General features: G+C 66.5%; 11 protein-coding genes and 1 tRNA gene. 8 read left to right on the forward strand and 4 right to left on the reverse strand.

Annotated elements, in window-relative coordinates; all coding sequences use genetic code 11:
• Positions 1 to 11: 11 nt before the first annotated feature.
• Positions 12 to 2114 (reverse strand): minichromosome maintenance protein MCM, encoded by a 2103-nt coding sequence (locus tag AC6I6X_RS08560; RefSeq protein WP_497930101.1) that lies wholly within the window; start codon positions 2112 to 2114, stop codon positions 12 to 14.
• Between the two features lie 504 nt (positions 2115 to 2618).
• Here AC6I6X_RS08560 and AC6I6X_RS08565 point away from each other — a divergent pair.
• From AC6I6X_RS08565 to AC6I6X_RS08575, 3 genes are read left to right on the forward strand one after another with little or no spacing between them, the layout of a single operon-like run.
• Positions 2619 to 3524, forward strand: coding sequence for a DUF4129 domain-containing protein (locus AC6I6X_RS08565; RefSeq protein ID WP_497930102.1), 906 nt, complete (start codon positions 2619 to 2621; stop codon positions 3522 to 3524).
• A complete protein-coding gene (locus AC6I6X_RS08570) occupies positions 3521 to 5554 on the forward strand; it encodes a DUF58 domain-containing protein (RefSeq protein ID WP_497930103.1) in 2034 nt (677 codons plus the stop codon). The genes AC6I6X_RS08565 and AC6I6X_RS08570 overlap by 4 nt, the downstream gene beginning before the upstream one ends.
• Entirely contained in the window at positions 5551 to 6051 is a 501-nt protein-coding gene (locus AC6I6X_RS08575) for a DUF7519 family protein (RefSeq protein WP_497930104.1), read from the forward strand. Before AC6I6X_RS08570 ends, AC6I6X_RS08575 begins: the two co-directional genes overlap by 4 nt.
• 80 nt (positions 6052 to 6131) lie before the next feature.
• Here the strand turns inward: AC6I6X_RS08575 and AC6I6X_RS08580 are convergent, their stop codons facing one another.
• Positions 6132 to 7082, reverse strand: coding sequence for an AAA family ATPase (locus AC6I6X_RS08580; protein ID WP_497930105.1), 951 nt, complete (start codon positions 7080 to 7082; stop codon positions 6132 to 6134).
• 173 nt (positions 7083 to 7255) lie between these two features.
• On the opposite strand from AC6I6X_RS08580, the gene AC6I6X_RS08585 reads away from it, so the two are divergent.
• The 3 genes from AC6I6X_RS08585 to AC6I6X_RS08595 all read left to right on the forward strand — a co-directional run bounded on the left by AC6I6X_RS08585 (position 7256) and on the right by AC6I6X_RS08595 (position 9176).
• Entirely contained in the window at positions 7256 to 7522 is a 267-nt protein-coding gene (locus AC6I6X_RS08585) for a HalOD1 output domain-containing protein (RefSeq protein ID WP_497930106.1), read from the forward strand.
• Positions 7523 to 7919: 397 nt separating this feature from the next.
• A complete protein-coding gene (locus AC6I6X_RS08590) occupies positions 7920 to 8264 on the forward strand; it encodes a hypothetical protein (protein ID WP_497930107.1) in 345 nt (114 codons plus the stop codon).
• A 96-nt stretch (positions 8265 to 8360) separates the two neighbouring features.
• Positions 8361 to 9176: a hypothetical protein gene (locus AC6I6X_RS08595; RefSeq protein ID WP_497930108.1), complete on the forward strand. Its 816-nt coding sequence runs from the start codon at positions 8361 to 8363 to the stop codon at positions 9174 to 9176.
• Between the two features lie 420 nt (positions 9177 to 9596).
• Here AC6I6X_RS08595 and AC6I6X_RS08600 read toward each other — a convergent pair.
• Positions 9597 to 9669: transfer RNA gene (locus tag AC6I6X_RS08600), tRNA-Pro, on the reverse strand.
• 93 nt (positions 9670 to 9762) lie between these two features.
• On the opposite strand from AC6I6X_RS08600, the gene AC6I6X_RS08605 reads away from it, so the two are divergent.
• Both AC6I6X_RS08605 and AC6I6X_RS08610 read left to right on the forward strand, forming a co-directional pair.
• The gene (locus AC6I6X_RS08605; protein ID WP_497930109.1) at positions 9763 to 10020 is read left to right on the forward strand and encodes a pro-sigmaK processing inhibitor BofA family protein; all 258 of its coding nucleotides are present in this window, start codon (positions 9763 to 9765) and stop codon (positions 10018 to 10020) included.
• A 170-nt stretch (positions 10021 to 10190) separates the two neighbouring features.
• Complete coding sequence (locus tag AC6I6X_RS08610) at positions 10191 to 11165, forward strand: alpha/beta fold hydrolase (RefSeq protein WP_497930110.1); 975 nt, start codon at positions 10191 to 10193, stop codon at positions 11163 to 11165.
• A gap of 50 nt (positions 11166 to 11215) precedes the next feature.
• Here AC6I6X_RS08610 and AC6I6X_RS08615 read toward each other — a convergent pair whose 3' ends face one another.
• Entirely contained in the window at positions 11216 to 13348 is a 2133-nt protein-coding gene (locus tag AC6I6X_RS08615) for a DEAD/DEAH box helicase (protein ID WP_497930111.1), read from the reverse strand.
• Positions 13349 to 13650: the final 302 nt, after the last annotated feature.

Consider the following 13650-nt stretch of genomic DNA (forward strand, 5'->3'; position numbering starts at 1 on the left):
CGCCGATCGCCTCACGTCGTCCGGAGGTTGTCCGTACTCGGTTCGTAGACCTCGCCTTTCTGTTTGAGCTTCTCGATCTCGTGTTCGGCCTTGGACTGGTCCATACCGATCTCCTCGGCGCGTTCCATGACGATGTCGACCGGCGCACCCTCGTCGTACTCCTCCTCGATGTCGCTGATGAGTCCCTTGAGGTTCTTGATCCGATCGCGCTGGGACTTCGAGGTGCCGGCCTCGACGATGTCCGCGTCGAACTCGCCCGTCTCGGGATCGACGCCGATGTCCTGCAGACACGAGCGGACGATCTCGATGACGCGGTTCGCGTCGTGTTGCTCGACCGTATCGGAGAGGCGCACCCGCGCGCTGGCCTCCGAGAGCCGCACCAGGGCCTCGAGTTTTCGCGCCGTGACCGGCACCGGGGCGTCCTCGTCGGTCCCCTTCGATCGGAGGTCGACGTAGAAGTCCCGGATCGCCTCTTGAGCCTCCTCGGTCATCCGCGGGTGGCAGTTCTGCTTCGCGAACGCGATGTACTTGCGCAGGAGTTCGGCGTCGATCTCCGGGTCGACCTGCTCGGTCATCTCGTCGATCTCCTCGGTGCTGACCTCGAGCGAGGCCATCTGCTCGCGCTGGGTCGTCAACTCGCCCGCGTAGTTCGTCGTGATGATGTGCTCGGCGAGGTTGCGGTCTTTCTCCTCGTCGGGCTGGTCGGTGACGGTGAAGATCAGGTCGAACCGCGAGATCAGGGCGGGTTCGAGGTCGATCTGCTCCCCGATCGGTTCGTACTGATCGAAGCGGCCGTACTTGGGGTTCGCGGCGCCCAGCAGCGAACAGCGGGACTTGAGGGTCGCGTTGATGCCGGCCTTGGAGACCGAAATCTTCTGCTGTTCGAGGGCCTCGTGCATGGCACTCCGGTCTTCCGAGCGCATTTTATCTAGCTCGTCGACCGCCGCGATCCCCTGATCGGCGAGCACGAGTGCGCCGGCTTCGAGGGTCCACTGTTGACCATCGCCGAAATCGTCCCTCACAGCCGCAGCGGTAAGGCCAGCCGAACTGCTGCCTTTTCCGGAGGTATAGACGGCCCGTGGGGCAATATTTTTGATATAGCCTAGCATCTGCGACTTGCCTGTACCAGGATCCCCGATCAGCAGCATGTGCAGATCGCCGCGGATCCGCGATCCGTCCGGCAACTGTTTCGTCACGCCCGAGAATAACTGCAAAATCATCGCGAGTTTCTCCTGATCGTAGCCGTAGATCGAGGGCGCGATCGAGGCGACCATCTGCTCGTAGACGTCGTCCTGGTTGGAGATTTCGTAGATTTGCTTCTTGTCCTCGTCGGTGATGTCCATGTCCTCGAACTGCTCTTCGTCGATCTCGACGGACATCCCCTCCATGTAGAAGTCGAAGACGGGGCTCTTCTCGCCCTGATTCTCCTGTTGTTCGAGTCGGAGGACGCCGGTCGCGGAGACGTGGTCACCGGGGGTGACCTCGCCGGTGATGTCGTCCTCGACGTGGACGTCGAGCGACTGGGGGGTCTCGCCGCCGCGCAGGCCCTCGGGGCTCTCCTGGATGCGCAGTTTCTGGGAGTCGACGAACTCCGACTGGTCGAAGTTCACCCGGAAGGGCCCCTGTCGTTCGCAGCCCTGGCACTCGTGGGGTTCCTGGAAGTCCCCGCTCGACTGGGGCACGCGAGAGAGGGTGCCACAGAGCTGGCACTCGAAGGCGGCTTCCTCGATCTTCGGCCGGACGTCGGTGGCTTTCCGGACGATCCCTCGTACCTGCACCAGGGAGTTCATGTCCCGGGCGCGGATCTCCCGAATCTCGGGGGATTCGGTCTCGGGGAGGTTCGTCACCCGGACGTGGGCCTGGCCGAGGCTGACGTCGATCGGGAGGTCGTACAGTCGCAGCGCCTCCTCGGCGTAGCGCTGGAGCTGTTCCGGCTGGTTGATGAAGTCGTCCGCGAGGTCGGGATCGTACCGGTAGAGGTCCTGCCAGTCGACGTGGAGCGATCGCTGTTCGTTGGGGTAGCGCTGCGCAAGCTGCTTGATCTCGCTGTCGTAGTAGTTGCGGAAGAACTGCTCGAAGGAGTCGACGAGTTCAGAATTGCCCGCTTGCGCCATTGCACTGTCCTACGGACCGCATCGGGTATAAATGGTGGCAAAGGGGAGCGAAAGTGGTCGACGGGAACCGATCGGCGGTCGCCGCGGCCGGCACTCGCCGAGGGTCATCACTGATCGCTCGATCGACGATCGTGTACGGATCGGCAATCGGTTCCGCGTCAGGACCGATAGCGTGCGTGAGAACACTTCCGGTGGCCGGGCGGGAGCGGTGTGGCGCCGATCCAGTCGGCCGGTTTGGCCACGGCGAACAACCGACGATGATCGCCGTTCCGGCGATCATCTGCTATGTCGGCCGGCGATGTCCACGCCGTGTGCTGTATCCCCTTCCGTCGTTCGCGTGGCCAGTCAACTCTTTCAGGTTCTCGTGTATGTATCTATAGCCAATGTGTTTTGGGTCACTCGCCCCGCGACGTCGCCGATCGTCTCGTTTCGGAGCGTGCCGAAACCTGTTTTTGTACTGTGGTTTCCGGAATCGATAAACGCGATACCGACGATAGTCGGGGTGTGAACCGACGTCCCGTGACCGGTCTCGTGGTCGCAGCCGTCGGCGTTCTCGCAGTCGCGCTGGCGGCGGCCACGCTTCCGTCGGCCGTCGATCCGGAGAGCGTCGGCAGCGGTGGCGATACCGGTGCCGGTGAAGGGACGGGGTCGGGATTCGGGACCCCGCCGCCGGCCGATCGACCGGTCGATGCGGTCGAGATCCCGCTCCTGTCGGAACTCCTCGCGTTACTCCTGCTTCTCGCGGCGCTCGTCCTCCTCGTCTCGGTTATCCGGAACTGGCGGGAATTCGTGCCGGTCGCCGTCGGCGTCGCCGCAGTCGTCGCCCTGCTGGTGGTGGCGTTACTCCTCCCGGTGGATCCGTCCGCGATGTCGGGTGGACCAGCGAACGAGTCGCTGGGCGGCAACGGACTGGGTGGGGGCGGTGGCGGGGACGGGTCGATCGGGTCCGCTGACACGACGCCGCTCCCGTTCGTCGTGCTGTTGGCCTTCACGGTCGCGGCACTCGGGATGCTCTTCGCGGTCGCCCGGTCGTCGTCCGCGGACTCGGAATCTGGGACGAGTGACCTGGTCTCCGGCCCCAACTCCGAGGACGCAGATCGGACGGCGATCGGTCGGGCAGCGGGGCGAGCGGCGGACCGGATCGAACGCGGCGACGACGTCGACAACGACGTCGTCCGGGCCTGGACGGAGATGACCGCGTTGCTCGACGTGGATCGTCCCGAGACGACCACGCCGCGTGAGTTCGCGACCGCCGCAGTGGACGCGGGGATGGACCCCGACGACGTCCGCGAACTCACGCGGCTGTTCGAGGACGTTCGGTACGGGGAGTACAGTCCGACGGACGATCGGGAACGGCGCGCGGTTCGGGTCTTCCGCCGAATCGAACGCGCGTACGGTGACGACGAATGAGCGATCGACGCCGCCTGCTTCTGGGCGCGGGTCTCGTCCTCTTCGGCGTGGCCGTCGCGGAGATGGTCGTTCCCGGCCTCCTCCCGGTTCCGGTCGGGGATCGGGCCGTGCCGGTCACTGGGGTTCTGGTCCTCCTCTATGCCGTGTACGTTCGCCGCTCGGGTGGACGGACCGCGATCAGGCAGGCATCGACGCCGGATCCGGAAGTTCGCGTCCCGACGCCGACGCCCGGGGACGACATGGACCGGGCACTCAAGCAGTTTCTCACCGCCAGGACGGTCTACTCCAGCACGCGGATTAGGCGGGGGCTCCGTGCGGCGGCGATCACGGTGCTCACCCGGTACGGGGACTGTACCGAGGACGAGGCCCGAACGCGGGTCGACGAAGGCGCGTGGACGTCCGATCCCCGTGCGGCGGCGTTCCTGGGCGATACGGACGGATCGTCCCAACCGATCGCCGACCGACTCCGGGACCGCGTCGCTGGCGGGTCACAGTACGATCGGAATATCCGCCACACTGTGGATGCGATCGCGGCCGTCGCGGACGTGCCGACGCCGGACCGGGACGACGGCGACGACGGGATTCGTCGGCGACTCGGGCGCGCAGTCGGCCGGGCCGGTACGCGGCTGGCCGGATCGAACGGGGCGGATCGGACGCCGGTCACGTCGACCGAGTCACGGTCTCCACCCGTCGCGCCGAACGGGGCCGAAGCGTCGGCGGACACGACGACTGACGCCGATCGGTCCGAATCCGGGCCGGAGGCCAAACCCGGAATCCGCCGTTCGACGAACCACTGGCGCGGCGTCGGTCTCGTCGCGTTCGTCGCCCTGGGCGTCGGCCTGGTCGTCGAACAGCCGGCGCCCCTCCTCGCGGGGATCGTCGGCATCGGCTACGCGGCGTACGCTCGATCGGCCCCGTTCGACCCCGTCCGACTCTCCGTCGAGCGATCGGTCTCCGACGATCGGCCGGCCCCGGGCGACGACGTCGAGGTGACCGTGACGATCACCAACGAATCGTCCCGTCTCCTCGCCGACGTGCGGATCGTCGACGGAGTCCCGGAGGCGCTCGTCGTTACCGACGGCTCGCCCCGGTACGGAACCGCGCTCCGCGGAGGGGCGTCGGCCACGTTTTCGTACACGATCGAGGCGCGTCGCGGCCGCCACGCGTTCCAGCCGACGCTCGTCGTCGCCCGGAACCTCCCCGGCACCGTCGAACGGGAACTGCTCGTCACGGCGGCGTCGACGCTGACCTGCGTCCCGCCGCTTCGCCCGACGGGGGAGCGGGTCCCGCTTCGCGAGCAGGTGAGCCAGTACACCGGTGCCGTCGAGACGGAGGCCGGCGGTGCGGGCGTGGAGTTTCACACCACGCGGCGGTACCAGCCCGGCGACCCGATGAACCGGATCGACTGGTACCGCCAGGCCCGGACGGGCGACCTCGCGACCCTCGAGTTCCGCCAGGAACGGGCCGCGACCGTCGTGCTCGTCGTCGACGTTCAGTCGTCCGCCTACGTCTCCCCCGGGCCGGAGGCCGACCACGCCGTCGATCGATCGGTCGCGGCGGCGCGGCGCGTCTTCGCCCGCCTGCTGGACGACGGCCACCGCGTCGGCATCGCGACGATGGGCGCGGCGGACTGCTGGCTCCAGCCCGGAACCGGTCGTGACCACCGGAGCCGCGGTCGGACTCTCCTCGCGACCGATCCCGCGCTTTCGCCGGTCCCTCGCGACGACGAGTTCTCGGTGCGCTGGCGGCGCCGACTCCGGCGACGTCTCCCGGAGACCGCCCAGTTGATCGTCTTCTCGCCGCTCTGCGATCGGTTGACGGTCCGGAGCGTCCGAAAGTTCGACGCGATCGGCCACGCGACGACGGTCGTCAGCCCCGATCCGACGGCCGATCGGACTCCCGGACAGCGACTCCAGCGCGTCTCCCGGACGGTCGCTACGACCGATCTCCGGCGGGCCGGAATTCCGGTCTTCGACTGGGGGCCCGACGACTCGCTCGACGAACTGCTGGCGCGGGGGTGGCGCGGATGAGACCGATCGATCGCCAGCCGGCACGGCTGAGCAGCGTCGTCTCCGTCGTCGCGGCCGGCGGGGCGACGCTGGCCAGCGGGCGCTACTCCTGGTACGGGCTCGCGATCGGCCTCATCGGGGCGATCGTTCTCGTCGCGGGCGTCACGAGGGGATCTCGATCGGCGGTGACGCTCGGGAGTGCGGGACTGGTCGGCGGGGCGCTCGTCGCTGGCATCCAGGGAGCGGCCGCCGGTGTGACCCTCGTGGGCGTGGCCGCCGGCGTGCTCGCGTGGGACGCCGGCACTATGGCGATCGGCGTCGGCCGCCAACTCGGGCGGGCGGCGTCGACCCGCCGTCTCGAACTGGTCCACCTCGGCGGAACCACGGCCGTCGGGGCGGTCACGATAGTGATCGGCTACCTGCTCTACGAGGGCGCCGACGGCGGCCAGCCGCTGTCGGCCCTGCTCCTGTTGATCCTCGCGTCGGTGGCGCTTCTCACGGCGCTCGTTCGCGACTGACCCGTCTCATACGGACTCCTGTACGTCAGTGCCAGTGCGACCGCAGGACGGTCGCGGTTGCACCGGTACAGCAGACCGTCTCAGTCGACGGTCGGCACCGGCGTCTTCGACAGGACGTCCTCGACGATGGTCTCCTTCTCGACGTCGTCGACCCTGGCGTCCGCCGTCAGGACGAGGCGGTGGGCGAGCACGGGGCGGGCGACGGCTTTCACGGTGTCGGGCGTCGCGTACTCGCGGCCCTCGATGACCGCGCGAGCACGCGTCGCCTCGAACAGTCGCTGGGTGCCACGGGGCGAGACGCCGACTGCGACGCGGTGGTCCGATCGCGTCCCGCGGGTGAGTTCGAGCACGTAGTCGATCAGGTCGTCGTGGACCCGCACCGTCTCCGGGACCCGCTGGAGCGTCTCGACCCGATCGGGCGTGAGCACCCGCTCGACGGACGGGCTCCGTTGCTCGCGGTTCGCGCGGCGTTTCAGCAGCGACGCTTCGCCCTCGAAACTCGGGTAGCCGATGCTGGTCTTCGCCACGAACCGATCGACCTGTGCCTCCGGCAGCGCGAAGGTTCCCTCGTGTTCGATCGGGTTCTGCGTCGCGATGACGAAGAAGGGGTCCGGCAGCGATCGGGTCTCGCCCCCGACGGTCACCTGTCGTTCCTCCATCGCCTCCAGCAGTGCGCTCTGGGTCTTCGGCGGCGCGCGATTGATCTCGTCGGCGAGGACCACGTTACTGAAGATCGGCCCCTCCCGGAACTCGAACTCCCGGCGCTGCTCGTTGAAGACGTGCGACCCGGTCACGTCCGCGGGGAGCAGGTCCGGCGTGAACTGGATCCGAGAGAACGAGAGCCCCAGGGCCGTCGCCATACTACGGGCGGTGAGGGTCTTTCCCGTCCCCGGCACGTCCTCCAGCAGGACGTGCCCGCGAGCGAGCAGTCCCAGCAGCGCGGTTTCGAGGAATTCACGATCGCTGACGACGGTTTCCTCGATCGCGCCGACGACCCCCGCGCACGCCTCGGCGGCCTCGTCGATGTCCATGGCCCGTTTCTGTCGGCTGGCTATACAGAACTACCGGTCCTCGAACCGCGGTCCGTCGATCCGGTATCGCTCGAAAACCGGCTGTCTGTTGCCGATAGTTGTCTGACGCGCGGCCGACGCGCGTCAGTAGAGGACCACCCGATTTTATATACGCGAGTCTGGCATCGGCGTGTATGGATCGGGGGCAACCACTCAGTCTGACAGTCGTCGAACGAATCGCCGAACACGAAGGCGTCTCGCCCGAGGACCTTCAGCCGCCGCTGCACTACGCCATCGATACGGAGGCACTGGACACGCTCTTTCGATCGTCCACGGCCGAGGGGTTTTCTCCCACGGTCGAGTTCCCGTACCAGGGGTACACGGTTCGCGTCGAGGGCGACGGCGACGTCTCGATTCTCGAACCCGAACCCGCTACCTGCTCGGAAAAAGAGGTGGCGTGACCGCCGTCACGACGCGAGACACCACTCTCGATATAGTAACACCTGAAACGATTTACACACCGATCGCACAGCTGTCGTGCGATCGAGTGTGCATTGACTTTCAGTGGCTACTATAGCGACGCCGAACGCGGTGTCGGCCCCGCTGGTCACGGCTCGCGCCGATCGCGCGGGTGGACCAGCAACGAACGACCGTGACAGGGGTCCCGCGATCGGTTCCCGTTTTCCACGGTTTCACCGCCTACAGCGTGACACCAGTATTTCGGCGAGGGTGCCACGCGGATCCCGCTTTCGATCGACGCGAGCGACCAGTGCGATCCGGTCACCGAGACGGAACGTCGGTGAAATCGGAATTTGAGTCTGGGGAAGGCATTTCGCCTCGTCTTCCAGAAACGGTGGTATGAACTGCCGATCGTTCCTCGCCGGGGTCGCCCTTTCCAGCCTCGTCGCCGGCTGTACGACCGACCAGCCCTCGACGCCGACGTGTCATCCGATGCACGAGGTGGTCGACGCGGCGGACGACTACGGCGACCCGATCGAGACGTACCGGCACGAGACCCTGAGCGACGATGCACGGCAGGCGTTCGATCGGGCCCTCGCCGACGGGAGTTACGCGACCACGGACCAGCACCTGGATCCCCCGGAGTTCCGGTACTGGGATACGACGAGCGTCTACGCCGGCCGCTTCCGGTCCGAGACGCACGTCCTGCTGACGTACACGGGAGCGGGCTGTGACGACGAATAACACTGTGGCCACGGCGAGACTCTCGTGGGCGTCGGCCATCAGACTCAGGTATCGTCGGCGTGCAATACTTATCTACACCCTCGCCGAGGGCAGTACATGAGTGAACAGCAGGACCGATTCAACGGCGATACGAGGGTTCTGCACCGGCAGGCGGTCAGGACCCCGCTCCCGGACGCGGACGCCGAGCGACTGTTCCACCGGAATATGATGGCCGTCGCGGACGCTCGCGAGCGGAAAGCCGACCTGCTCGCCGACCCCGACGTCCCGCTACTGGTGGCCTACGAGACCGAACTCGATCGCATCGCGTCGACGTTCGAGCGGCGACTCCGCCGCATCGCGGGCGAGGACTACGAGTCGGCCGCGATCGCTTACCACCGCGGCGAGCGCGACGATCGAATCGGCGCGCTCACCGCCTACTACGTCGAGGGGCTCTGGCGGATCCAGCAACGCACCACCGTCACGGACATGCTGTACTCCCCGCTCATCCTGCGCTATCCCGACAGTTTCACGGTGAACATCCGGTTTGCCAGCGCGTACGCGACGCCCGAGTCGGTGCTCTACGAGTCGCCCGAGCACTCGACCGAGGACCTGGACGACGACCACGCCGAGACGTACTACCAGGAGAGCCGCTACTCCCAGCAGCAGGCGGCGGACTACATCCGCGAGACGGCCGCCATCATCCGCGAGGAGTTTCCCGACCCCGACGAATCCTCGTTCGAGGATCGCAAGTACGGCGGCATCGTCGCCGCGGGCGGCCGGCGTGGGTCGGTCTTCTCTGACGTGCTCATGTCCGTGGAGCCAGATCCCGATCGGTTCTCGGAATCAGTCACCGAGACGACGCTCGTCGAAGAGGGGCCGGAGGCGAAACGGACGGAACAGGAACTGTTTCCGGACAGTGACGTGGTTCACTGACGGGGTGCGTCGCGAGGCTGGGTTCGGACGCTACTCCGTGGGAGTTACGGGAACCGCCCACCGGCGTGCTGACGGAAATTCGGGCACTGTCACTGTCTGCACGCAGTCTCACTCGTCACACCTGTGCCGGCGGAATGGACGGCTTCGCCGGCTCTCGAACGCGAGACTGGCGCCGTCGTCGTGGCGACACCCGCCACGGAGGATTTCGCGCGAAGCACGAAACGACCCTGCCGGATCCCGGCTCGATCGCGCTGACCTCCCTTCACAACTCTCGATCGTTCACAGACTCGATTGTCCGAAAAGGGATTGCCCGGATTGGACTACGCCCGAGAACCTGCGCTTCGCGCAGTACTTCGGTCTACCTCAAATCCGCGCTCGTCCAATTGCTGGCGCTCGCGAATTTGCTCGCGACAGAACGAATGGGATCGCCCGGATTTGAACCGGGGTCACGGGCACCCAAGGCCCGAAGTATACCAGGCTAACCCACGATCCCGTACCCACCGTTCCGCCCGGACGCCATAAAGGGTTTCGTTACGCCGGAGCGATAGTGGCCAACCCTTTACCCGCCCGGAGCGTACAGTCAGGTATGGTTACCGGAATCGAAATCCTCCTGCTGGTTCTGGTCCTCGCGTTCGTCCTCGGGGCCTCGACCATCATCGAGACCGTTCGTCCCTTCATCGTCAACACGGTCGTCGGTCTGCTGGTGCTGTTTCTCGCACAGGTGGTCGTCGGCCTCTCGGTCGCCGTCACCCCGATCGCGCTCGTGATCGTCGCGATCGGCGGCGTCCCCGGTGCGGTGCTGGTGCTCCTCCTGTCGCTGTTCGGGATCGCGTTCGTCCCCTGAGACGGGCTGCTGTACCGATGTACCGGTGCAACCGCGACCGCCGTGCGGTTGTACCGGAACTGACGTACAGTAGTCCGTATGACGCGCTCGATCGGCCGGGAGCCGCGATCGCCAGTGGTGTCCCTGCGTGACGACGTACTGTTAAGACGATCGAACGCAGTGTCGGTGAGATGAACGCCGACGGACAGGTTCCGCGGAACGAATCGCTGACACCGGACGACTGGCCTACGGCGGCGGAACGACGCTACGCCAGGTTACAGACCGCGCTGGCCGACGAGTACGGCGTCGAGATCGAGTCGCGGGTCGTCGACACCGACGACGCCGGTCGCGTGCACTATCTCGAGGCCGGGGATCCGGCCGGCGAACCGGTTCTGTTGCTTCACGGCAGTTCCACGTCCGGCGCGACGTGGCTGCCGATGGTGTCCGCGCTCGCCGACGAGTATCGCCTCGTTCTCCCCGACAGGCCGGGCCGCGGGCTGTCCGCGGCGCCGAGGTATCGCGACCGGGACCTCCGATCGTTCCTCGCGACGTACCTGGTCGACCTCCTCGACGATCTGGACGTGGAGCGACCGCACGTCGTCGGCAACTCGCTGGGCGGGCTGCAGGCGTTCCTGCTCGCCCTCGATCACGACCGCGTCGATCGGCTCTGTCTCGTCGGGGGTCCCGGCGGCGTGACCCGCGAGTTCCCACTGAGCTGGCGGCTACTGACGGTCCGGGGGGTCAACCGCCTCCTCTTCTGGCTGGCGAGGCGTGGCGATCCGGTCGAGACCACGAGAGAGCGGATCGCGAACGGCATCGTCGAGGACCCGTCGGCGATCACGGAGACCGACTACGAACTCTGGGCGGCCAACGACGAGATCCCGGGAAACGCGACGAGTCAGCGGTCGTACTCCACGATGGCCGGATCGTTCACCCGCATGCACCCGATTTTCGACATCGGCGACGAGATCGTCACCATCGACCGGCCGACGTGTTTCGTCTGGGGGAGCGCGGACGCGCTGTTCGATCCCGATGTCGGTCGATCGATCGCCGAGCGGATGCCCGACGCGTCGGTTCACGTCCTCGACGACCACGGCCACGTCCCGTTTCTGGAACCCGGTGACGAGACCGGGACGATCGTTCGGGCGTTCCTCGACGGCGAGTGAACACTCGTTCGGCGAGCAGGTCCGCGATGTTCTCGTCGGTTGTCTCGGAGCTACAGTTCTTCGTCGCGCAGTTCCAGGTCCGCGATCAGGTCGTAGGGGTGGGCGTCCTTCCGGATGCCGTCGAGCAGGGTGAACGCTTCGCCGGGATCGAGGAAGTGCTCGGTGACGACGCGCCCGAGCGGCGTCGGCTCGAAGCCGTCGATGAACTCGTACTGGAGGAGTTTCCCGATCGCGTGTTTCGTCGGGACGTCGCCGAGCATCCGATCGTTGAGCGTCTTGGCGGCCTTGCCGGCGACGGTGACGTTCGCGAGGGTTTCCTCGACCGCGGCGTCCTCGTCGTAGTGGGTCATCACCGACTCCATGTCCCCCTTCAGGAGTTTGAACGCGACCTCGTCCTCGGTCATCTCCATCGAGTTGTGGTAGGCGCAGTCGGGTTCGACGAGGACGTACACTTTGCCCTTGTCGTGGTAGTCGGGTCGGCCCGCGCGGCCGAGCATCTGCTCGAACTCCTGGACGGAGAGCCACTCGATCCCCATCGCCAGCGAGTCGAAGACGACCTGCGAGGCCGGGAAGTCGACCCCGGCCGCGAGCGCGGCGGTGGTCACGACGGCCGCCAGGTCCTGGTTCCCGAACTGGCGTTCGACTGTCTTCCGGCGGCCGTAGTCCAGCCCGGCGTGGTACGGTGCGGAGGAGTACTCGAGTTTCCGGGAGATCTCGTGACAGCGCCTGCGGGAGTTCGTGAAGATGATCGTCTGTCCGCGATACCCCTTCGAGGACTCGGTGTCGAACTCACGTTTGACGAGTTTGTTCTCGATCCGCATCTTTTCCTGCCCGTCGGCGAACGTGACGTGGCGCTCGATCGGGACCGGGCGCTCCTCGAACTCGATGAGCGTCGATTCGAGTGCCCCGGCCAACTGTTCGGGGTTGCCGACGGTCGCCGAGAGGTAGACCCACTGGGCGCCGCCGTAGTCGTCCCGGCGGCTGGCCCGTTGCTCACGGGTCGCTTCGCTCCCCGCTCGCTCGTTTCGCGGCTCGCCCTTCGCTCGTGCCGCGCGCTGCTCGCAGGTGTACTTGAGCCGCGAGATGAGCCCGTCGAGGCGGTGGCCCCGCTCTTCTGCTTTGAGCGTGTGTACCTCGTCGATGACGACGGTCCCGATGTCGCCCAGTTCCTTGCCCGTCCGCAGGGCGTGGTCGATCCCCTCGTAGGTGCCGACGATCACGTCGGCGCCGGGATCGAACTGGTTGCCGTTGTCCGAGATGCGGCTCGCGCCGACGCGAATGGAGACGTCGACGAGGTGGCCGTACTCGTCCTGGAAATCCTCGTACTTCTGGTTCGCGAGCGCGACCAGCGGCACGAGAAAGAGCATCTTTCCCTTGCCGTTCAGCACGCGGTTGATCCCGGCCATCTCGCCGACCAGCGTCTTCCCGGTCGCCGTCGCCGACACCACCATCTGATCTTCGCCCTCGAAGAGACCGTTCTCGACGGCGAGACTCTGGACCGGAAGCAGGGTCTCGAACCGATCCTCCAGCAAATTCTGGAGGCCCGGATGCAGGTTCAGCGAGTCCACCCGGACGGGATCGACCTCGTCGGTCGTCGCCGAGATGGTATCGAACTTCGTGAGGTCGGGGTCGAGCTGTCCTTTCAGGAGGTTGACGATGCGATCGAGGTCCTGGACCTCGAGCATGAGTTCTTCGAGGCGCTCCTTGGCCGCGCCGGTGACCTGACCGCCGCCGGAGTAGGTCAGCTGTCGCTCGAGTTCCTGGCGCGCGCAGTCGCGGCAGATCCAGTCCTCGTCGTCCTTGACCGCCGTTTCGGTGGTGATCGGCGAGTACCGGCCCGCGGAGGCGCAGTAGCGACAGGTCCGAACCGCCTTGGCCTTGTCCTCGAGCTGGTAGCCGGCGAGCATCTCCAGCAGTTCGCGCCGTCCCTCGGGCGAGGTCTGCTCGGAGATGCGGATCCGCTTCGCCCGTCGGGCGAGTTCGACGAACTCGTCGGGCTGGCGGGGCTCCTCGCTCGACCCCTGTTTCAGCCGGAACTTCGCGGGCCGTGGCCCGGCCGAGGTCTCCGAAAGCCCGAGTTTCGCCCGGAACAGCCGCTGTCCGTCACGTTCGACGACGACGAGGTAGTCGCCACCCGTCTCGTGACAGAAAATCGTCTCGACCTCCTGGACCTGCTTCGACACGGCGACGAGTATGGCGGGACGGTATTTCAGCGATTCGGACTCCCGCGACGATCGGGCCGCACGGACGATCGGCCGACGATCACCGGTGGGCCGTCGCGAGACGATCGTAGGGGGGGTTCCCGGTATAGTAGCAACTGAAACGATTTACACATTGATCGCAAAGGCGTCCTGCGATCGGGTGTGCAGTGACTTTCAGTTGCTACGATAGCTCACCGTCTCCGTGTCTACTCATCGCGAGAACGCTCGCCGAAACACCGATCCCCCGCAGCCGTTCGACGATTTCGCCGCCGTGGCGTCGCCGG

It is taken from the genome of Halosolutus sp. YCN4 (genome assembly GCF_059736495.1).

Bases quoted from the DNA above. Each gene is read 5' to 3' on its own strand.
- AC6I6X_RS08605 (WP_497930109.1), top strand. From the start codon at position 9,763: ATGGTTACCGGAATCGAAATCCTCCTGCTGGTTCTGGTCCTCGCGTTC.
- AC6I6X_RS08610 (WP_497930110.1), top strand. From the start codon at position 10,191: ATGAACGCCGACGGACAGGTTCCGCGGAACGAATCGCTGACACCGGAC.
- AC6I6X_RS08560 (WP_497930101.1), bottom strand. From the start codon at position 2,114: ATGGCGCAAGCGGGCAATTCTGAACTCGTCGACTCCTTCGAGCAGTTC.
- AC6I6X_RS08585 (WP_497930106.1), top strand. From the start codon at position 7,256: ATGGATCGGGGGCAACCACTCAGTCTGACAGTCGTCGAACGAATCGCC.
- AC6I6X_RS08570 (WP_497930103.1), top strand. From the start codon at position 3,521: ATGAGCGATCGACGCCGCCTGCTTCTGGGCGCGGGTCTCGTCCTCTTC.
- AC6I6X_RS08595 (WP_497930108.1), top strand. From the start codon at position 8,361: ATGAGTGAACAGCAGGACCGATTCAACGGCGATACGAGGGTTCTGCAC.
- AC6I6X_RS08580 (WP_497930105.1), bottom strand. From the start codon at position 7,082: ATGGACATCGACGAGGCCGCCGAGGCGTGCGCGGGGGTCGTCGGCGCG.
- AC6I6X_RS08590 (WP_497930107.1), top strand. From the start codon at position 7,920: ATGAACTGCCGATCGTTCCTCGCCGGGGTCGCCCTTTCCAGCCTCGTC.
- AC6I6X_RS08575 (WP_497930104.1), top strand. From the start codon at position 5,551: ATGAGACCGATCGATCGCCAGCCGGCACGGCTGAGCAGCGTCGTCTCC.